Annotated in this window: 14 protein-coding genes and 1 tRNA gene; 8 read left to right on the top strand and 7 right to left on the bottom strand. The window is 56.5% G+C overall.

The window, feature by feature from the left end; translation table 11 throughout:
* Positions 1-101 precede the first annotated feature (101 nt).
* Positions 102-2,948, top strand: coding sequence for a two-component system sensor histidine kinase RcsC (gene rcsC, locus NWP14_RS13965; protein WP_375215525.1), 2,847 nt, complete (start codon positions 102-104; stop codon positions 2,946-2,948).
* 100 nt (positions 2,949-3,048) lie between these two features.
* Here rcsC and rcsB read toward each other — a convergent pair whose 3' ends face one another.
* Both rcsB and rcsD read right to left on the bottom strand, forming a co-directional pair.
* Complete coding sequence (gene rcsB / locus NWP14_RS13960; protein WP_095100635.1) at positions 3,049-3,699, bottom strand: response regulator transcription factor RcsB; 651 nt, start codon at positions 3,697-3,699, stop codon at positions 3,049-3,051.
* Positions 3,700-3,715: 16 nt separating this feature from the next.
* Entirely contained in the window at positions 3,716-6,373 is a 2,658-nt protein-coding gene (gene rcsD, locus NWP14_RS13955; RefSeq protein WP_331834730.1) for a phosphotransferase RcsD, read from the bottom strand.
* Positions 6,374-7,143: 770 nt separating this feature from the next.
* Here rcsD and NWP14_RS13950 point away from each other — a divergent pair.
* The 6 genes from NWP14_RS13950 (at position 7,144) to mgtE (ending at position 14,484) form a co-directional block, all read left to right on the top strand.
* Entirely contained in the window at positions 7,144-8,238 is a 1,095-nt protein-coding gene (locus NWP14_RS13950; RefSeq protein WP_095100639.1) for a porin OmpC, read from the top strand.
* Positions 8,239-8,341: 103 nt separating this feature from the next.
* Positions 8,342-9,394, top strand: coding sequence for an FAD:protein FMN transferase ApbE (gene apbE, locus NWP14_RS13945; RefSeq protein ID WP_095100641.1), 1,053 nt, complete (start codon positions 8,342-8,344; stop codon positions 9,392-9,394).
* Positions 9,395-9,466: 72 nt separating this feature from the next.
* Complete coding sequence (gene ada / locus NWP14_RS13940; RefSeq protein ID WP_375215524.1) at positions 9,467-10,528, top strand: bifunctional DNA-binding transcriptional regulator/O6-methylguanine-DNA methyltransferase Ada; 1,062 nt, start codon at positions 9,467-9,469, stop codon at positions 10,526-10,528.
* Positions 10,528-11,178: a DNA oxidative demethylase AlkB gene (gene alkB, locus NWP14_RS13935; protein ID WP_375215523.1), complete on the top strand. Its 651-nt coding sequence runs from the start codon at positions 10,528-10,530 to the stop codon at positions 11,176-11,178. The genes ada and alkB overlap by 1 nt, the downstream gene beginning before the upstream one ends.
* Before the next feature lie 75 nt (positions 11,179-11,253).
* Positions 11,254-12,897 carry a multidrug ABC transporter permease/ATP-binding protein gene (locus NWP14_RS13930; RefSeq protein ID WP_375215522.1) on the top strand — a complete coding sequence of 548 codons (1,644 nt, stop codon included), beginning with the start codon at positions 11,254-11,256 and terminating at the stop codon, positions 12,895-12,897.
* A 150-nt stretch (positions 12,898-13,047) separates the two neighbouring features.
* Entirely contained in the window at positions 13,048-14,484 is a 1,437-nt protein-coding gene (gene mgtE / locus NWP14_RS13925) for a magnesium transporter (protein WP_095100649.1), read from the top strand.
* On the opposite strand, the gene NWP14_RS13920 is transcribed toward mgtE, so the two are convergent.
* On the bottom strand, positions 14,447-15,694 hold the full coding sequence (locus tag NWP14_RS13920; protein WP_375215521.1) for a SulP family inorganic anion transporter: 1,248 nt from the start codon (positions 15,692-15,694) through the stop codon (positions 14,447-14,449). The two genes, mgtE and NWP14_RS13920, sit on opposite strands and share 38 nt — an antisense overlap.
* Before the next feature lie 274 nt (positions 15,695-15,968).
* Here NWP14_RS13920 and mqo point away from each other — a divergent pair, with 274 nt between their 5' ends.
* A complete protein-coding gene (mqo, locus tag NWP14_RS13915) occupies positions 15,969-17,600 on the top strand; it encodes a malate dehydrogenase (quinone) (RefSeq protein WP_375215520.1) in 1,632 nt (543 codons plus the stop codon).
* 46 nt (positions 17,601-17,646) lie between these two features.
* On the opposite strand, the gene eco is transcribed toward mqo, so the two are convergent.
* From eco to yejM, 4 genes are all read right to left on the bottom strand, one after another.
* Positions 17,647-18,138, bottom strand: a complete 492-nt coding sequence (gene eco / locus NWP14_RS13910; RefSeq protein WP_095100655.1) for a serine protease inhibitor ecotin — start codon at positions 18,136-18,138, stop codon at positions 17,647-17,649.
* Between the two features lie 232 nt (positions 18,139-18,370).
* Positions 18,371-19,480, bottom strand: a complete 1,110-nt coding sequence (locus tag NWP14_RS13905; protein ID WP_095100657.1) for an AI-2E family transporter — start codon at positions 19,478-19,480, stop codon at positions 18,371-18,373.
* Positions 19,481-19,771: 291 nt separating this feature from the next.
* Positions 19,772-19,848: transfer RNA gene (locus NWP14_RS13900), tRNA-Pro, on the bottom strand.
* A 77-nt stretch (positions 19,849-19,925) separates the two neighbouring features.
* Positions 19,926-21,686, bottom strand: a complete 1,761-nt coding sequence (yejM, locus tag NWP14_RS13895) for an LPS biosynthesis-modulating metalloenzyme YejM (RefSeq protein ID WP_095100659.1) — start codon at positions 21,684-21,686, stop codon at positions 19,926-19,928.
* Between the last annotated feature and the right edge of the window lie 8 nt (positions 21,687-21,694).

Raw genomic sequence — 21,694 nt, 5'->3', positions numbered from 1 at the left:
GCGCTGGCCTTTAATCCAGAGAGTATAACGTTGCGACAAAACGTGTTTACCGCTACCTTAACCCCATTCTGTTGAGTCCCTGACGGCCGAGCATCGCCACATTGAAATATCTTGCTTCTTTTCATACCACGCTAAAAGTTTCACGCTACCTGTTCCGGGCGCTGGCGGTCCTGCTGTGGATGCTGATTGCTTTCGCCTCGGTGTTTTATATTGTTAATGCGCTGCATGACAGAGAATCTGAGATCCGCCAGGAGTTCAACCTCAACGCCGATCAGGCGCAGCGCTATATCCAGCGCACGGCGGACGTCATTAAAGAGCTGAAGTATGTTGCCGGCAATCGGCCGGGCGGCGGCCGTGAAGGCGACGCGTCGCCGGTGCAAAATGGTGAGATAGCGGTTCCGGACTTCGAACCGCTCTACCCAGATTCAGATTGCGGGGCAATGAGCGGCACCTGGCGCAATTCGCTGCAGTCGCTGGCGTGGTTTATGCGCTACTGGCGCGATAATTTCTCCGCGGCTTACGATCTCAACCGTATCTTTTTAATTGGCAGCGATAACCTGTGCATGGCGAACTTCGGCCTGCGCGAGATGCCGCTGGAACGGGACCAGGCGCTGAAGGTACTGCATCAGCGTATCGAGCAGTATCGCGACGCCCCGCAAAGCGAACGCGGCAGCAATCTGTTCTGGATTAGCCAGGGCGTGCGTCCTGGCGTCGGCTATTTCTACGCGCTGACGCCGGTGTATATAGCTAATCGCCTGCAGGCGATGCTCGGCGTCGAGCAAACTATTCGCATGGAGAGCTTCTTCACGCCGGGAAGCCTGCCGATGGGCGTCACGATTCTTGACGACAACGGCCAGCCGCTCATCTCCCTCGCCGGACCGGACGCTAAAATCAAGGGTGAAGCCCGCTGGATGCAGGAACGAATCTGGTTCGGCTACACCTCCGGCTTCCGCGAGCTGGTCATGAAGAAGAGCCTGCCGCCATCCTCCCTGAGCATCGTGTATTCGGTATCGGTAGACCAGGTCCTCGAGCGCATCCGGATGCTGATCCTCAATGCGATAGTGCTCAATATCCTGACCGGGGTGATGCTTTTCGCCCTCGCGCGAATGTACGAGCGGCGGATCTTCATCCCGGCGGAAAATGACGCCCAGCGCCTCGAGGAGCACGAGCAGTTTAACCGTAAGATTGTCGCCTCGGCGCCGGTGGGGATCTGTATTCTGCGCACCCTCGACGGCACCAATATTCTGAGTAACGAACTGGCGCATAACTACCTCAATATGCTGACCCATGAGGATCGGCAGAGGCTGACGCAAATTATCTGCGGCCAGCAGGTCAATTTTGTGGATGTGCTGACCAGCAATAATACCAACCTGCAAATCAGCTTCGTTCACTCGCGCTACCGCAACGAAAACGTGGCTATCTGCGTTCTGGTGGACGTCAGCGCTCGCGTCAAAATGGAAGAGTCGCTGCAGGAGATGGCTCAGGCCGCAGAGCAGGCCAGCCAGTCGAAATCGATGTTCCTTGCGACGGTGAGCCACGAGCTGCGGACGCCGCTGTACGGAATTATCGGCAACCTCGACCTGCTGCAGACCAAAGAGCTGCCGAAAGGCGTCGATCGTCTGGTAACGGCGATGAACAACTCGTCCAGCCTGCTGCTGAAGATTATCAGCGATATTCTGGATTTCTCGAAAATTGAGTCCGAACAGCTGAAAATCGAACCGAGCGAGTTTTCGCCGCGGGAGGTGATGAACCATATCTCGGCGAACTATCTGCCGCTGGTGGTGCGCAAGCAGCTCGGGCTGTACTGCTTTATTGAGCCCGACGTTCCGCAGCTGATGTCCGGCGATCCGATGCGCCTGCAGCAGGTTATTTCGAACCTGCTGAGCAACGCCATCAAATTTACCGATACCGGCTGTATCGTCCTGCACGTTCAGTGCGCCGGCGATTATCTGCAAATCAGCGTGCGCGATACCGGGGAAGGGATCCCGGCCAAAGAGGTGGTGCGCCTGTTCGACCCGTTCTTCCAGGTCGGTACCGGCGTTCAGCGCAATTTCCAGGGAACGGGCCTCGGACTGGCGATTTGCGAGAAGCTCATCAGCATGATGGATGGCGATATCGCCGTGGAAACCGAGCCCGGGATGGGCAGCCGCTTTACCATCCGTATTCCGCTGTATGGCGTGCAAAACGGTCCGCCGTTGATTGCCGATGGCCTGGCGGAAAAATGCTGCTGGCTCGCCATTCACAACACCGCCCTGACGATGTTTATCACCTCGCTGCTCAATCACCACGGGGTTAAGGTGAAAAGCTATGCCGGCGAGGCGCCGGGAGCGGAGGATATTTTGCTCACCGATGATGAGTCCTGTACCGGCTGGTCAGGGGCCGCGGCCGTTATTTTCTGCCGTCGGCATATCGGCATTCCGCTGGAGCGCGCGCCGGGAGAGTGGCTGCATAGCGTAACGACGCCGCATGAGCTGCTGCCGCTGCTGGGACGGATCCTGCGAATTGACGTGGCGAGCGCCGAGCACGGCCCGGCGCTATCCGCGCCGGAAACGCAGACGGCCAACAACGATGACATGATGATTCTGGTGGTGGACGATCATCCGATCAACCGCCGGCTGCTGGCCGACCAGCTCGGATCGTTGGGCTATCAGTGCGTGACGGCGAACGATGGGGTTGATGCGCTGGGCGTTCTCAGCAAGCAGCATATTGATATCGTACTGAGCGATGTCAACATGCCGAATATGGATGGCTATCGCCTGACGCAGCGTATTCGCGAGCTGGGAATGACGCTACCGGTTATCGGGGTTACCGCCAACGCGCTGGCGGAAGAGAAGCAGCGCTGCCTCGAATCGGGTATGGACAGCTGTCTTTCTAAACCGGTGACGCTGGATATTATCAAGCAAACCTTGACGCTGTACGCCGCACGGGTGCGTAAGAGCAGGGAATAGGTCGGGGGATTTTCCGCAGGCCCGGCCCGGCCCGGCCAGAGCGGGTCGTTGCCCCGGATATGGCGCATAACTGCCGCGCCGCTATCCGGGAAGGTGGGCGTTAATCTTTGTCGGTTGCGCTCAGCGAAACGGAAGAGAGGTAGTTCAGCAGGGCAATGTCGTTTTCTACGCCGAGCTTCATCATGGCCGATTTTTTCTGGCTACTGATGGTTTTAATGCTGCGATTGAGCTTTCTGGCAATCTCGGTCACCAGGAAACCTTCGGCAAACAGGCGGAGCACTTCGCTCTCTTTCGGCGACAGGCGCTTATCGCCATAACCGCTGGCGCTGATTTTTTCCAGCAGGCGTGAAACGCTTTCCGGAGTGAATTTTTTGCCTTTCTGCAGCGCCGCCAGGGCCTTCGGCAGGTCGGTCGGCGCGCCCTGTTTTAGCACGATCCCTTCGATATCCAGATCCAGCACCGCGCTGAGGATCGCCGGGTTGTTGTTCATGGTAAGAACAATGATCGACAGATCCGGGAAATGGCGCTTGATGTACTTGATCAGCGTGATCCCGTCGCCGTATTTGTCGCCGGGCATGGACAGATCGGTAATCAGAACATGTGCGTCTAATTTAGGCAGATTGTTGATAAGTGCAGTGGAGTCTTCAAACTCGCCGACAACGTTTACCCACTCAATTTGCTCGAGTGACTTACGAATACCGAACAGTACGATCGGATGGTCATCGGCAATAATTACGTTCATAGTATTCATGTATTAGGCTACCTTGCTACAGCAAGCTCTTGACGTAAACGTCAATGTCGCTGATGTATTTTTCTATGCTTTGCGCATCTTTTTCGCGAATCAGATGCTCAAGCGTTTCACATAACTGTTTGCCGGGGATCAGGTTAAGCATAGCAAACGCCCCTTTGAGGCGGTGCGCAGTCTGTGCCAGCGCAGCTAAATCGCTTGTTGCCAGCTCAGTATACAGTCTCTTAACATCATCCGGAACCGTATCGGCAAACAGCGCATAATAGCCGCTGGCGTGCAGTTCAGCGTTGCTCCCGCTTCCCGGAGGAGAAGGTTGAACGTTCTCTTCCGCCAGCTGCTGTTCAATCAGTTGCAGAATCGCTTCCTGCATGGCCGCGCTGATATTAAAATTGACGCACAGTTGGCCTGGACCTATTTTTCGTATCCCGACCTCATCATCGCTTAAAAGCAAGCCCGAAGCAGTAAGATTAGACGGATTATCCGTTAAAAAGAGATCGTATTCTTGACTTGTCAGCCTGTCATCCGGCGTGATGCAGCTCGCTCCCCAGCTTTCAAGCTGGCGGGTGACGATCCTTCGGACCTCGTTAGCCGTAATATCAAGTAATACCACCACGTCATCCAGCAGATGTTCGCCGGAGCCGCCGGCTTCTTCACTGGCCGGCATTTTAAGATGCAGGGAGTAGCGGGTGCCCAGGGATTCGCGCGCTTTGATATTCATCTGGCCGCCGAGCTTGCGCGTCAGGCGGTCGCAGAGCCAGAAGGTGAGCGCATTGGCCTTGCCATACAGATCGGCCTGGGTAGCGTTAAGGAACGGGAAGTGCATATTATCGATTTCGTTTGCCGAAACGCCGTTGCCGGTATCGAGAATGCGGAAGGTCAGGCGATCGTCCGCGGATTCGTCCTTGCTCACCTCGAGGGTGATTTTACCGATTTGCGTCGTGGTGACCGAGTATTGAATGAGCAGCAGCAGCGTACGGCGCAGCGCGTCGCGGTCGCCATAGCGCTGCTCATTTGCCGGTAGCGCGTTGTTAATCAGCAGCTGCAGGCCCTTGCGCTTAATGACCGGCAGAACTTCAGGCACCACTTCATCGATCAGTTCCTGAATCGAGAACAGATCCTGCGTGCTCTTCCAGCTATCGCTTTCCAGCAGGTTTGCCAGCTGAATCTCGTCAACCAGCTGCACCAGCTCATCGGCATGCTGTGCCAGCCTGCCGCTTTCGGCAATGCCGAGCGCGGCCGCTTCTTCCGCCAGGCTGCGGGCGGGCTGCTTCAGCGCGGCGCCAATGTGCTGCATGAAGGCGGTGCGGCCCTGCTGGTTCTTCTCATACAGGCGCTGGGCCTGCTTGAGCTTTTTACTTACCAGAACTTCCCGATCCTGATCGCGGATGATGAAGATTTGCGTTCGCGGCGCGACCTGGCTGCGGTACTGGCGAATCTCATACAGCTCGTTATTCACCGTGGCCTGAATCACGCCCTGATGCTGATCCGCCATATTGGTAATATTTTGCAGGTTCAGATGCGGCAGCAGATGATCGGCGATGGGGTTGCTGATAATCGTGCGGTTAGCTTCCAGATCGTGAACCAGCAGCCCCAGCGGCAGCAGCGAGACGATCTCTTCATTTATTGCTCGCAGCGTACGATGCTCGCCGCTGGCGGCAGAGGAGACCCCCGTCCCGGTCTGACGGCTGCGGCCGCTGTAGTGGCGAAAGGTAGTGAAGCCAAACAGGGTCAATGCCAGCAGGCCGATAATCAGCAGCAGCGGCAGCAGAACGTTCTGCAGAGACTCGATAATCAGGGTGCTGAATGGCACCACCCAGATCAAGCGCATCCCGGTGGTATTAATGGTGGTTGTGATTTCGATCCGCGTGCCGTTGAAGTTGACGCTGACGTTATCAGACTCTTCTTTATCGGAATTACTGGCCGCACTCTGTGAAGGATCAGGCTCAAGGCGGAAACTATCCAGAGTCATGCCGGGCGGGATCAGATCGTTAATCGGCAGATCGAAAGCGACCACCGTGGCCAGATGACCCGGCTGGTTGAAGGTGGTCCGCAGGGTGAAATAGTGGCCGTTTTGCCATGAAAGCTGGCGCAGCGACGAGAAGGTTTCTCGTTCGTCGAGGGTATTTGCCTGCAGCAGCATTTCCGCGCGGCGGGACTCCACTACGTTGCTAATCGTCGACTCTTTAAAGCTGGAAGAGAGATCTTTGAGCGGCAGCGTAGAGATCAGAATCAGGCTGTTATCCAGCCCGTTGAGGTAGTACATCGACCAGGGAATGGTCTCGGCGCCCCACAGAATATCGAGGTAGTTGGAAATCTTTTGCGTCATTTCCAGGGTTGAGCTGTCATGAGAGCCGAAAATCAGCGCCTCGGTCTTACGCCGCGGCTTTTCCAGATAATAGACATCCTGCTTTAACCGCGTTTCCTGTAAACCTTCACCGGCGGCGCTGGACGAGGTGGCGGCAATATTGTCGTAAATTTGCCAGGTGGCATAGCGCCAGGCATCGATGCGCTTATGCAGCGCATGGCTCACGTCGACAATCTGATAGCTTTTCTCTTTTAACCAGGCGTTGACCGCGCTTTGCAGCGTCACGCTCATCGTCGCCAGCAGGACGATGACCATCAAAATGAAGAAACGGGTGATGCTGCCAGGCATCAGGGTGAATTTTTTCTGGGTCATCGTGTAGCAGTGCGACTCATCAATGTTTGTAAGCAGGATGTTGCACCAAGGTAACTGGTAGCAGAGTGAATTCGCTAAGCAGTATAAAGGCTAATTTATCAAATCCATACTACAGAATGGCCTTCGGCGCTTTTTAGCTTTGGGATTTATCTCAAAGGAGCGGTAACAATAAAAATGTACAGCAAGATTGATTCTGTACAGTTATTTATCGATCGTCTGCAGGAAATAGCACGAAATAACAAGAAATTACCCGGATAAGCGCTTTCTCATACGCCGAGTGTTTGATTAATAACCATTATTTTTATCGCGGCTAGCACAGGTATAATTAAAGTTATGTAAAGAAGGGTAAAAAAAACCGGATGCGAAACATCCGGTCGAAATAGGGGTAAACAGACATTCAGAACTGAATGACGGTAATAAATAAAGTTAATGATGATAGCGAGAGTTATTCTAGTCGCAGGTGACCATTTTGTTTTGTCATTCAGTGCTATACCTGGACCATCATGTAACTGCTTGATGCTAATTGAAAAAAATTATTTTCTTGATTATTGGTGCTTATTTTTAAGTTTTTCATCGTTGTGAAAAGTTCCCTTGCGTTTACAAATTGAAACATCTTGTGCGCATTTTGAAACACCTTAGAAGTTTTCGTATCATATTCTTGTTGGATTATTCTGCATTTTACAGCACAATGAATATAGCCGACTGATTAGAAGGGTAATCAGTAAGCAGTGGCATAATAAAAGGCATATAACAAACAGAGGGTTAATAACATGAAAGTTAAAGTACTGTCCCTCCTGGTACCGGCTCTGCTGGTAGCAGGCGCAGCAAATGCGGCTGAAATTTATAACAAAGATGGCAACAAATTAGACCTGTACGGTAAAGTCGACGGCCTGCACTATTTCTCTGACGACAAGAGCGCTGACGGCGACCAGACCTACATTCGTCTTGGCGTAAAAGGCGAAACCCAGATCAACGACCAGCTGACCGGTTACGGCCAGTGGGAATACAACGTTCAGGCGAACAACACTGAAAGCTCCAGCGATCAGGCATGGACTCGTCTGGCATTCGCCGGTCTGAAATTCGGCGACGCGGGTTCTTTCGACTACGGTCGTAACTACGGCGTTGTTTACGACGTAACTTCCTGGACCGACGTTCTGCCGGAATTCGGCGGCGACACCTATGGTTCTGACAACTTCCTGCAGTCCCGTGCTAATGGCGTTGCAACCTACCGTAACTCTGACTTCTTCGGCCTGGTTGACGGCCTGAACTTTGCTCTGCAGTATCAGGGTAAAAACGGTAGCGTCAGCGGCGAAGGCCAGACCAACAACGGTCGTGACTGGAACAAACAGAACGGCGACGGTTTCGGCACCTCCGTTACTTATGATATCTGGGACGGCATCAGCGCTGGTTTCGCATACGGTCACTCTAAACGTACCGACGCTCAGAACGCAGTTGGCCTGCTGGGCGACGGCAAATATGCTGAAACCTACACCGGTGGTCTGAAATACGACGCGAACAACATCTACCTGGCTACTCAGTACACCCAGACCTACAACGCAACCCGCGCTGGCTCCCTGGGCTTTGCTAACAAAGCACAGAACTTCGAAGTGGCTGCACAGTACCAGTTCGATTTCGGTCTGCGTCCGTCCGTTGCTTACCTGCAGTCTAAAGGTAAGGATCTGGAAGGCTACGGCGACCAGGATATCCTGAAATATGTTGACGTGGGCGCGACCTACTACTTCAACAAAAACATGTCCACCTATGTTGACTACAAAATCAACCTGCTGGACGAAAACAACTTCACTCGTAACGCCGGTATCTCTACCGACGATATCGTCGCTCTGGGCCTGGTTTACCAGTTCTAAGCACGCTGAAGTCTCGAAAAAGGCGCCTTTTGGCGCCTTTTTTTATGCCTCGTTTAAGCAGGCTGGTGTACTCTTGCAGCCTTAGCAAGAGGAACCCAATTTTATGGATATCACTTTTTTCCGCGCCGCGCTGCTCGGCGCTTGCGTACTCCTTTCCGGCTGTGATTCAGCTACTTCTCCTGCACCGCAAAAGAGCGCCGCTACCGTGCTGGATGGCAAAACGATGGGCACATTCTGGCGGGTCAGCATCATTAACGTTGATGAAGCTAAAGCCCAGGCGCTGCGTCAGAAAATAGAGGCCCAGCTGGACGCGGACGACCGTCTGCTCTCAACCTGGAAAGATGACTCGGCGCTAATGCGCTTTAACCACTCTCCCGGGACTGAACCGTGGCCGGTAAGCGAAGCGATGGCTGATATTGTCACCGGCGCGCTGCGGATCGGCGCTAAAACGCACGGTGCGATGGATATTACCGTCGGACCTTTGGTCAATCTGTGGGGCTTTGGCCCGGATAAGCAGCCGGTAAAAACGCCGGATCCTCAGCAGATCGCGGCGGCAAAAGCGCGGACGGGGCTGCAGCATCTGACGGTGATTAACCGCGCGGATCGCCAGTATTTACAGAAGGATATCGCGGATCTGTTTGTCGATCTTTCTACCGTGGGCGAGGGCTATGCCGCCGATCATCTGGCGCGCCTGATGGAGCAGGAGGGCATTTCTCGCTATCTGGTTTCCGTCGGCGGCGCGCTGGTCAGCCGAGGGATGAACGCCGACGGGCAGCCGTGGCGGGTGGCGATCCAAAAGCCGACCGATCGCGAAAATGCCGTCCAGGCCATCGTCGATATTAACGGCCACGGTATCAGCACCTCCGGCAGCTACCGCAACTATTACGAGCTGGATGGCAAACGGATCTCGCACGTGATCGACCCGCAAACCGGAAGGCCAATCGACCATAAGCTGGTCTCGGTGACGGTGATTGCGCCGACGGCGCTGGAAGCCGACGGTTGGGATACCGGGCTGATGGTGCTCGGTACGGAGAAGGCGCAGGAGGTGGTGAAAGAGCAGGGGCTGGCGGTCTATATGATTGTCAAAGAGGGGGAGGGGTTTAAAACCTGGATGTCGCCGCAGTTCCGCACCTTCCTGGTTGGCGAAAAGAATTAAACAGCAAGATTTCGGGTTTTATTCGGCGGGCGATGAAGCAGACTGGCTATACACTTAAAGCAGGAGCCGATGATGAAACCGATTATTGCTGATACCGATGACCGCCGCTGGCAGGCGGTATGCGATCGTGATGCCCGCGCCGATGGTCAGTTCGTGTTTGCCGTGCTGACCACCGGCGTTTGCTGTCGCCCCTCCTGCCGCTCGCGGCGGGCGCTGCGGGAAAACGTCTGCTTTTACCCCGATGTGGTAAGCGCCATCGCCGACGGGTTTCGCCCCTGCAAGCGCTGCCAGCCGGACAAAAGCGACCCGCAGCGGCAGAAGGCCGAGAAAGTCGCCAGGGCCTGCCGCCTGCTTGAGCAGGAAACGCCGATAACCCTTGAAGCGCTGGCCCATGAGCTGGCGGTCAGCCCGTACCATTTCCACCGTTTATTCAAATCCGTTACCGGAATGACGCCGAAAGCCTGGCAGCAGGCGTGGCGCGCGCGGCGTTTACGGGAGTCGCTGGCGCAAGGGGGAAAAGTTACCTCAGCGGTGCTGGCTGCGGGTTTTCCCGACGGCAGCAGCTATTACCGTCAGGCCGACGCCGTGCTTGGCATGACCGCCAGCCAGTTTCGCCGCGGCGGCGATAATACGGATATCATCTATACGCTCGGCGACTGCGCGATTGGCCGCTGCCTGGTGGCGGAAAGCGAGCGCGGGGTGTGCGCCGTATTGCCCGGAGAGGGCGATGCGCCGCTGGACGAGCTGCGCCGCCTGTTTCCTAACGCCCGGCTTCTGCCCGGCGACGCGCATTTTTCCCGGCGGGTGGCGCAGATTTTTGCCCATATTGACGATAGCCGCCTGGCGGTCGATCTGCCGCTGGATATTCGCGGCACCGCCTTTCAGCAGAGGGTCTGGCAGGCTCTGCGTCAGATCCCGGCGGGCGAAACGCGCAGCTATCGCCAGGTTGCGCAAAGTATCGGCCAGCCGGGCGCCGTCCGGGCGGTGGCGGGAGCCTGCGCCGCCAACCGGCTGGCTATCATCATTCCGTGCCACCGGGTGGTCCGCGAAGGCGGGGCGCTGTCCGGCTATCGCTGGGGAACCGCCCGCAAAGCGCAGCTGCTGGCACGGGAAGCTCAAACCGAGGAGTCGTGATGCTCGATCTCTTTGCCGATACGCCCCCGTGGCAGGAGCCGCTGGCGCCCGGGGCCGTCATTCTGCGGCGCTTCGCCCGCCAGCGCGCCCCGGCTCTGCTGCAGGCGCTCCTGCGCGTTGCCGACGTTTCGCCGTTTCGTCAGATGGTCACGCCCGGCGGCTATACCATGTCGGTGGCGATGACTAACTGCGGACCGCTGGGCTGGACGACCAATATGCACGGCTATCTGTATGCTCCCGGCGATCCGCTAACGGGACGAGACTGGCCGCCGATGCCGACGATATTTTCCCGGCTGGCCGCAGAGGCTGCGCTCGCCTGCGGTTACGCAGGCTTTGTGCCCGACGCCTGTTTAATAAACCGCTATCAGCCCGGGGCGAAGCTCTCGCTGCATCAGGATAAGGATGAGCGCGATCTGCGTGCGCCCATCGTTTCCGTATCGCTGGGGCTGCCGGCGGTGTTTCAGTTTGGCGGCCTGCAGCGTAGCGACCCGCTGCGCAGAGTGCTGCTGGAGCACGGGGACGTGGTGGTCTGGGGCGGCGAGTCGCGGCTGTTTTATCACGGCGTTCAGCCGCTGAAAGAGGGTGACCATCCGGACACCGGCGCCTGTCGGTACAACCTCACCTTTCGGCTGGCAGGCGATAAAGAATAAAAATAAGAATTATTCTTGATGTCATCGGCAAGCAGTTTACACTGCTGGCTGTTTTGCTTGCCCGGATTGCGTGTTATGGAACTTCTTCTTCTCGTTTGGCGCCAGTATCGCTGGCCGTTTATTTCCGTCATTGCCTTGAGCCTGCTCAGCGCGGCGCTGGGAATCGGGCTTATTGCCTTTATCAATCTGCGCCTGATGACCGTTGTCGATACCTCGCTGACGGTGCTGCCGGAATTTCTCGGCCTGCTGCTGCTGCTGATGGCGGTGACGCTGGGATCGCAGCTGGCCCTGACGACCCTTGGGCACCATTTCGTCTTCCGCCTGCGCGGTGAGTTCATTAAACGCATCCTCGACACTCCAATCGAGAAAGTTGAGAAGATCGGCAGCGCCTCGCTGCTTGCTGGCTTAACCAGCGACGTACGCAACATTACCATTGCCTTCGTGCGCCTGCCTGAGCTGGTGCAGGGCATTATCCTGACCTTCGGGTCCGCCGCCTATCTGGCGTGGCTATCGGGAAAAATGATGATGGTGACCGCCCTGTGGATGGCGATAACCATCTGGGGAGGATTTGTGCTGGTGGCGCGCGTCTATAAGCATATGGCGACGCTGCGGGAAACCGAAGATAAGCTGTACCATGACTACCAGACGGTGCTGGAAGGGCGTAAAGAGCTGACGCTCAACCGCGAGCGCGCCGAATACGTGTTTAATCATCTTTATCTGCCGGATGCGCGCGAATACCGGCACCATATTATCCGCGCCGACACCTTCCACCTCAGCGCGGTGAACTGGTCGAACATTATGATGCTCGGCGCCATCGGCCTGGTGTTCTGGATGGCTAACGGCCTGGGCTGGGCGGATACCGCCGTGGCGGCGACCTACTCTCTGACCCTGTTGTTCCTGCGCACGCCGCTGCTTTCGGCCGTTGGCGCGCTGCCGACGCTGCTCAGCGCCCAGGTCGCTTTCAATAAGCTGCACAAATTCTCTCTGGCGCCGTATCGTGCCGAATTCCCGCAGCCGCAGGCGCATCCGCACTGGCAAACGCTGGAGCTGCGCGACGTCAGCTTCCATTATCCGGACAACAGCTTCGCCGTCGGGCCCATTAATATGACCCTGAAACGCGGCGAGCTGGTGTTCCTGATTGGCGGCAACGGCAGCGGCAAGTCGACGCTGGCGATGCTGCTGACCGGGCTGTATCAGCCGGCCTCCGGCGAAATCCTGCTGGACGGCGAGGCGCTGGCGGTAGACAAACCGGAAGACTACCGTAAGCTGTTCTCGGCGGTATTCACCGATGTCTGGCTGTTTGACCAGCTGCTGGGGCCGGAGGGGAAAGAGGCCGATCCCGCGCGGGTGAACCAGTGGATGGATCACCTGAAAATGACGCACAAGCTGCGGCTGGATAACGGCAAGATCCTCGATCTGAAGCTATCGAAGGGGCAGAAAAAGCGCGTGGCGCTGCTGCTGGCCCTGGCTGAAGACCGCGATATCATCCTGCTGGATGAATGGGCGGCGGATCAGGACCCGCACTTCCGCCGCGAGTTTTATCAGGTGCTGCTGCCGCTGATGCAGCAGATGGGTAAAACTATTTTCGCCATCAGCCACGACGATCACTATTTCCAGCATGCCGATCGCCTGCTGGAGATGCGCGCCGGTCAGCTGGCGGAGCTAACGGGCGAAGAGCGCGAGCTGGCGACCCGCGATGCGGTCTCCCGCACCGCCTGAAAACCGCGTCTGCTGACCAAAGGCGGGCGCTATTGCTGATTTTTCCGCCGGACGAACCTGCCGGCGGTTATTATTTCCCCCTCCTCGCGCTATGCTTATGGCTCCTGGCCTGCTGGTCGGCCAACTATTCTCACAAGGATTGCCTGACCGATGTCCGTTTTGCATAAAAAAAGCGCCAGACTGCGCGACGAAGAGCGCGCCCGCCTCATTTGGCTGCTGAGCACCGATAAAGCCGTTACTTCCTCATTATTGGGCAAATTAACGCTGGCCGAACGCTATGACGACGGCACCCTTGCCGACGATCTGGCGGAAGTGGAAGTGCTGGTTTCCCACCTGCCGCCGCCGGACCTCGCGGATGCGCTGGAAGCGCTGCCTTACGACGCGCGTAACGCGCTCTGGCGGCTGGTTGCCGACGATAAACGCGGCGAAGTGCTGCTTGAAGCGTCGGAAAGCGTCTGGGGCGACCTCATCGACAAGATGAGCGATCACGAGCTGCTTTTTGCGCTACAGAATCTGGATATTGATGAGCAGGTCTATCTCCTGCAACACCTGCCGCGCGACCTGACCGGACGCCTGCTGGCGACGCTGCCGGCGGATAAGCGCGCGCGTATTCGCCAGATGATGCGCTACGCCGACAATACCGTCGGCGCGATCATGGAATTCGAGGTTATCACCGTCCGTCCGGAGGCGACGCTCGCCGCGGTGCAGCGCTACCTGCGGCGGTTAGGCAAAATGCCGGAAAACACCGATAAGCTGTTTGTTACCACCCGCAATAAGCTGCTGCTTGGCGAGCTGGAGCTGCAAACCATTCTGCTCAACGATGCGCAGAAGCGGGTAGGGGAAGTTATGGAAGGCGATCCGGTCACCTTTCAGCCGCATGAAGATGCGGAAAAGGTCGCGCGCACCTTCGAACGTGATGACTTACTCAGCGCCGCGGTGATTGATGCCGACGGCAAGCTGATGGGGCGTCTGACCATCGACGAAATCGTGGACGTGGTCTACGAAGAGACCGATAACGACTTACGCCGGATGGGGGGCCTGAGCAACGATGACGACGTCTTCGCCCCGGTAAGCAAAGCGGTGAAAACGCGCTGGGCCTGGCTGGCGGTCAATCTGTGCACCGCGTTTATCGCCTCGCGGGTAATCGACGGCTTTGAGCACACCATTTCGCAGCTGGTGGCGCTGGCTTCGCTGATGCCGATCGTCGCCGGGATCGGCGGTAATACCGGAAATCAAACCATCACCATGATCGTACGGGCGATGGCGCTGCAGCATATTCAGCCGGGAAGCTTCTCGTTCCTGATCCTGCGCGAAATGGGGGTGGCGGTGATTAACGGACTGGTGTGGGGCGGGATTATGGGCGCGGTGACCTGGTGGCTCTATAGCGACCCGCAGCTCGGCGCCGTGATGACGCTGGCGATGATGCTGAACCTGCTGATGGCGGCGATGATGGGGGTGATTATCCCGATGGTGATGGTGAAGCTGGGACGCGACCCGGCGGTCGGCTCCAGCGTGATGATCACCGCCATCACCGATACCGGCGGCTTCTTTATTTTTCTCGGCCTGGCGACGATTTTCCTGATGTAGCCGGCGCTCCGCTGCGCAGCCTGCGTGGGATCAGGGCCATCGCCACCAGGCCTGCCAGCACGCCAATCGCCAGATTGCTGGTACCCACCGTTGCGGCGACGGTTACCAGCATAACCAGCGTTTCCGGCCACGGATTACGCTTTAGCTCGGCCGGGCGAAGGCTGTGCCAGCTGAAGGTTTTTGCCGCCACAATGACCATCACTCCGGCCAGTACCGCCATCGGAATTTTTGCCATTACTTCGCTCAGCACGGTGACCAGCAGCAGCAGCACCGCGCCGGCGGCGAGGGTGGAGACGCGGCTGCGGCCTTTCCCCATTTCAACGTTAACAATGGTCTGACCAATCATCGCGCAGCCGGCGATCCCGCCGTAGAACCCGGCGAGAATATTGGCGATTCCCAGCCCGGCGCTCTCGCGCGCTTTGCTGGACGGCGTCTGGGTCAGGTCATCGACTAATTTAGCGGTCAGCAGCGACTCCATCAGGCCGACAAAGGCAATGCTCAGGGCACAGGGCCAGATAATTTGCAGGGTAGCGAGATTGAGCGGCACCAGCAGGGCGGTGAACCCCGGAAGCCCGCCGCTCATCGAGCCTTCATCGCCCACGGTAGGCAGCAGCTGCCCGGTGGTGACGGTAAACAGGGTTAATACCACAATGGCAATCAGCGGCGCGGGGACCGCTTTAATATAGCGCGGCGCCCAGAGAACAATCAGCAGCGTCAGCACGAACAGGCCGAGGATCAGCGGCTGCTTACTCCAGAAATGGGGGACCTGGGCGAAGAAGATCAAAATCCCCAGCGCGTTGACGAAGCCGGTCATCACCGCCTGCGGAATAAAGCGCATCAGCCGGGCCATTCCGCCCAAACCAAACAAAATTTGAATAATACCGGCCAAAATGACGGCAGGCAGGATGTAGCCAACGCCGTATTGATGAACCATCGGCCCAATCACCAGCGCTACCGATCCGGCGGCGGCGGTAACCATCGCGGGTCTGCCGCCGAGTACCGACATCGCGAGGCACAGCACAACGGAAGCAATCAGGCTGACCTTCGGGTCAACGCCGGCAATTACTGAGAAGGAGAACACCTCTGGAATCAGGGCCAGGGCGGTGATAACGCCAGCCAGAGCCTCTCGGGTGAGCAGCGACGGCGAACGGAGTACGTGGCGAATGGCGCCTGTTGAAGCGGGCGTAGCGTGGTCTGGAGCCTGAGGCATAAGAATTTCGCTGTTAATATAAGCCGGAATGGATAAGCCTGAGCTTGCGTGCGGTCTGTCACAAAACGGAGGATGATAGCGCGGTCTCGCCGCTTATACCAGTACAAAATGTGATTTGTGGTACACATTTATTAAACATTTTTATAACAGATCTCAAAACTCAACTTAAATTTTAAACAATATTTAATTTTTTTATCTTCAGTGTTACTTTGATTCCTGATAATCGTGTCACCTGCGCTAAATAAAAAAGCGAGTAAAGTAAGGCTCAAATTCGATGAAGAAAAAGATGGCCGTACCCAGCTCACCGGCGGTTGGTTCAAGTACACCTCGGACCAACACCCGCCATGAGCAAGAGACGGATGTACTGTTGATTGGCGGCGGCATCATGAGCGCCACGTTGGGAACCTGGCTGCAGGAACTGGAGCCGGATTGGTCTATTACCATGGTCGAGCAGATGTCCAGCGTTGCGGAGGAGAGCTCGAACGGCTGGAATAATGCGGGTACCGGGCATGCGGCGCTGATGGAGCTGAACTATACGCCCCAGACCGCCAGCGGGATCAACATCGACAAAGCGGTCGATATCAACGAATCCTTCCATATCTCTCGTCAATTTTGGGCCCACCAGGTCACGCGCGGCATTCTGAGTAAGCCGAAATCATTTATCAACAGCGTACCGCACATGAGCTTTGTGTGGGGCGAAGATAACGTTAATTTCCTGCGCGCGCGCTACGCCGCTCTGCAGCAGAGCGAACTGTTCCGCGGTATTCGCTATTCCGAAGATCATCAGCAAATTAAAGAGTGGGCTCCGCTGGTGATGGAAGGGCGCGACCCGCAGCAAAAGGTTGCCGCGACCCGCACCGAGGTCGGCACCGACGTCAACTACGGCGAAATTACGCGTCAGCTGATTGCCGGGCTGGAGACCCACGCTAATTTCTCCTTACAGCTTGGCACCGTTGTGCGTCGCTTTAAGCGCAACGCCGACAAGAGCTGGACGGTCACCCTGGCGGATGCCAACAACCGTCGCCAGAAGCGGGTGATCAAGGCCAAATTTATCTTTATTGGCGCCGGCGGCGCGGCGCTGACGCTGCTGCAGGAAACCGGCATTCCTCAGGCTAAAGAGTACGCGGGCTTCCCGGTTGGCGGCCAGTTCCTGGTGTGTGAAAACCCTGAAGTCGTTAACCACCATCTGGCAAAAGTTTACGGTCAGGCCGAGGTGGGGGCGCCGCCGATGTCGGTGCCGCATATCGATACGCGTATTATTGACGGTAAGCGAGTGGTGCTGTTCGGGCCATTTGCCACCTTCTCCACCCGCTTCCTGAAAAACGGCTCTTTGTGGGATCTGCTGGCCTCGACCAACACGTCAAATATTCTGCCTATGCTCAACGTGGGTCTGGATAATTTCGATCTGGTGAAATACCTGATTAGCCAGGTGATGCAGAAAGATAAAGATCGCCACGAGGCGCTGCGCGAATACTATCCGGAAGCGAATAAAGGCGACTGGCGCCTGTGGCAGGCCGGCCAGCGCGTGCAGATCATTAAGCGTAACGGCAAGAAGGGCGTGCTGCGTCTGGGAACGGAAGTGGTCAGCGATGATGACGGTACCGTTGCGGCGCTGCTCGGCGCTTCACCTGGCGCCTCGACCGCCGCGCCGATTATGCTGCAGCTGATGGAAACGGTCTTTAAGGATAAGGTGCATTCAGCCGCCTGGCAGGCGAAGCTAAAAGAGATCGTTCCCTCCTACGGCCTGCGTCTTGACGGCAACTCCGCGGCGATTGAGCAGGCGCTGGCGTGGACCAGCGAGGTTCTGCAGCTGCGCTATGAGCCGGTTTCAGTCGCGGATAAAGCTCCTCAGGCAGAGCTGAAACCGCTGACGGAGAGTAAACCGATAGCGGATATCGCGCTGTAGAAGACAACTCCGGCGGCCAGCGCCGCCGGTTTCTTATTGCCTGCGGTTAGCGCTCGACGGCATTACCGATAGTTTCGTCTGCTTTCCAGATACGGTACTTCACTTCAACGTTATCCGGCGTGTAAACCACTACCGGCAGCCTGCTGTTGTAACGCAGCATGCCGGCATCACCCAGGCCTGCGGTAACAAACTTCTGCACTTTCTTCCCGTCCGGGCAGGCCATCATGGTCGAAACCGGCGAGGTCACTTTATCAAAGACGTAATAATCGTAGCCCCAGCCTTCGAGGGTTTTGCTCTCCAGCTGACCGCCAAGGCGATGGTGGTTACAGTCGACTTCCAGCGTCTGGCCAATCAGCAGCTCAACTTTATAGGCCGATTCGTCCTTCTGCGGCGGCAGCTGGATCACCTGACGCTTCATGCCTTTCTCCGCTTTTGGATAGGGCGCAATCTTTTCCAGAGGCTGTTCGGCGGCCAGTGCGCTGGCGGAGACACAGGCAACGGTCAGCAGGGAAACAGCAAACGTAGCGATTTTGTTCACGATCGATCATCCTTTGTTATCGTTTTTCAACGCTAAAAGACTATCATCTTTCGCCCCATTGGTAAGATTTATTTACCAATGTTTGCATATAAAGCAGCGTGATATGCTGTTTTGTTGTTGTGGAGTATAGGAGTTTGCTGAAAATATGCTTAACTGAAGAGGTATTATCTTGCTGGTTTTTGTCAGCTGCCGCCTGCGGCAGCTGACGTCACGGCGCTAGCGCGCGAGTGGCTTACTCATCGCGGTTTAGCTTGCCTTCCTCAATAAACTCTTCATCAATTTCATCGGTATTGCCGGCGTGTTCGCGGCCTGAGAGCAGATTCCAGCAGGCGATAAACAGCGCGGCGATCAGCGGACCGATCACAAAGCCGTTAATACCGTAAATCTCCATACCCCCCAGGGTGGCTATCAGAATCATGTAGTCCGGCATTTTGGTATCTTTACCCACCAGCAGCGGACGCAGAATATTGTCCACCAGCCCGATAACAATCACGAAGAAGCCGACGACAAACGCCCCTTGCCATAGCTGATCGGTGGCGAAGAGGAAGATGGCTGCGGGAACCCAGACAATGGCTGAACCTACCGCCGGGATCAGCGACAGAAACGCCATGATCGCGCCCCATAAAATGCTGCCATCAATCCCGGCAACGTAGAAGGCTATTCCCCCCAGTATGCCCTGGACCAGGGCGACGGCGACGGTACCTTTCACAGTGGCCCTGGCGACGGCGGCAAATTTGGCAAACAGGTGCTGCTTAACGTAGTTAGACAGCGGCAGGGACTCCAGGATCAGCATCACCAGATACGGGCCATCTTTGAGCAGGAAAAACAGCAGATACAGCATGACGCCAAAGCTAATGGTAAAACCGAACGTCCCTTTGCCAATCAGAAATGCGCTGCCGGCCAGGTACTGGCCGCCTTTTAGCGCCGCGTCTGAGAGCTGTTTCTGAATCTGATCGGCGCTGTCGAGATTATGCTCCGAGAGGAAGCTTCTGACCCACTCCGGGAGATGGGCGAACAGGCTCGCCACCACCGCCGGGAACTGGGTGTCATTATGCTCAAGCCTGGTGTAAACCAGGTTCAGCTCGAGCGCCAGCGAGGAGAAAATAATCGCCAGCGGGGTGAAGACGATCAGGCAGATAATCGCCACGGTCAGCAGCGAGGCCAGGCCATTGCGTTCACCAAGCCTGCTGCGTAGCTTGTTCTTCACCGGATTGAAGATCACGGCCAGAATAGCCGCCCACAGAATGGCTGAGTAATAGGGAGAAAGGACATCAAAAAAGGCAAGGCTGACTATCAGCAGGATCAGGATAAAGAATCCCTTGGTAATTCCATTAACTCTCATTTTTATCTTCCTGGCGTATGACTGATACAGTCGAATATAGAAGCTATTCCTCGATTTACAATCAGCGAGGTCGTAGTTTGTTTACCGAAGTGGCTCAATGAGCGGCACTGCGGGCGGGTTCGCGTCAGTTTTCAGGCAGAAAGAACGGGCGATGGAATATTTTATACGTTCTGATGCGCAGGAATAGCGACGAAGTATGGGGTTATTGTCCGGGTTTCACCCCGTTAACTCCCCGCATGAAAAACAGGCATAAAAAAACCAGCCATAAAAGGCTGGTTTCTCAGAGTGATTTGGTCGGCACGAGAGGATTTGAACCTCCGACCCCCGACACCCCATGACGGTGCGCTACCAGGCTGCGCTACGTGCCGACGCATAGGCGGTAATATTACCCGTTCCCCAGGCGAATGCAAGCGGGGGAGCGACCAATTGATTCATAATTAATCAATCAGTTAGCGATAAAGCGCTTTTCATCCGTCAGGATCTGCAGCAGCAGGCTGAGCTGCGGTTTGCGATTGTCGATCTTCTTACCGTCGCTATTCCAGGTGCTGTAGGTTCCATTGTGGTTCAGCACCACGGTGACTTCCGGCGAGGTGACCGCCAGCGTATCGCCGTTCGCCGCGGTGACCCAGCTGCGGCGACGTGCCGGACTAAACAGGTCCTCGCCCTGCGAATACTCGTTCGCCGGGGTAGAGACGTGCAGCAGACGCTGCATCAGCGTGGTCATCACATCTTTGTTATCGGTCAGCGTCGCGATAGTCTGCGCCGGAACGCCCGGCCAATGAATCACCAGCGGAACCTGCAGCTGGTCTCTCGACCAGTCAAACTTGCCGTGCTGCGGATTAAGCGGCATGCCGTGACCGGCGGTGACGATAACCACCGTATTATCCAGCTTGCCCGCTTCGCGAAGGGCGCTGAGCACCCGGCCGATTTGCGTATCGACCTCGCCCGCCGCGCGGCTATAGCGGCGCACAAAGTTCTGCTGCTGGCCGTCGTCAAGCGAGGTGCCGTTGAGCGAAACCCACGAGAACCAGCGGTTTTCATCCTGAGCGTAGCGATTCAGCCAGCCAATCCACTGGTTTGCCGTCTGCTCATCGCTTTGCGTTTTGGCTACCGGCAGCGAGAAGTCGGACAGCAGCGCCTGGCGATAGAGCGGGCTGCTGAAGCCATCGGAAGAGAACAGGCCCAGCTGATAGCCCTGCTGGTTGAGCGCGGTAATCAACGCTGCCGGAATACGGGCCGACAGCACGCCGTCCATATAGCCCGGTGAAATACCGTAGAACAGGCCAAAAATACCGTTATCGGTGCTGTTACCTGAGCTCATATGCTGGGTAAAGTTGACGCTATCCCTGGCGAAGCCGGCAAGCTCCGGCATGTTCTTCTCGAAGCGCGAGTAGTTCAGATTATCAACGGTAATCAGCAGCACGTTATAGCCGGTGCCGAGGTCGCGATAGCGCAGATCGCTCAGCGGATACTGCACGGAGACCGCTTCCGGCGCGCCTTGTTCCACCAGGCGACGCTGGTAATCCTGCGCGTCCAGCAGGCCGTGTTTCTCAAGGAAGCGGCGGGCGGTCATCGGATAGGAGAGCGGCAGGTTCGCCCGCTGCATGGTAATCGGACGATAGAAATTCGCGTCAGCCCAGATATAAATCAGGTGGCTGCTGATAAAAGAGATAAAGAAAAGCCAGGCGACAGGGCGCGCGTAGTGGCGGCGGCGCGTCAGGCTGCGCAGCTTCTGCCAGCTCCAGGTCGCAAAAAGCATTTCCAGCAGGAAGATAATCGGCACGCTGATAAACATCAGCTGCCAGTCACGCGCCATCTCGTTCTGATCCGGGTTGATAACCAGTTCCCAGACGAAAGGGTTGAGATGCAGGTGGAAGCGGGTGAAAACTTCGCTATCAATCAGCAGTAGCGTCATCCCTGTCGTGGCCAGAATGACCGACAGGAAGCGCATAAGCCGCTGTGATATCACGACAAAGGTCAGCGGAAAGAGAATCAGTACGTAGCTGGTAAAGACCAGAAAACTGAAGTGACCAACGAGGCTGACATACGAAAAAATGCGTCCGCCCAGCGTCGTTGGCCAGTCGGCGACAAAAAGATAGCGGCTACCGAGCGCCATAGCCAACAACATGTTGAACAGGGCGAACCAGTGCCCCCAGCTGACCATCTGGGAGACTTTTTCTCGGTAGGGCTGACGAAGAGTCACCATATAAAGTT

This window comes from Klebsiella sp. C349492 (assembly GCF_042055345.1).
Classification (GTDB): domain Bacteria; phylum Pseudomonadota; class Gammaproteobacteria; order Enterobacterales; family Enterobacteriaceae; genus Klebsiella; species Klebsiella scottii.
Note: the sequence above shows the minus strand (reverse complement) of the source record. Positions and strands in the feature narration are given on the sequence as shown.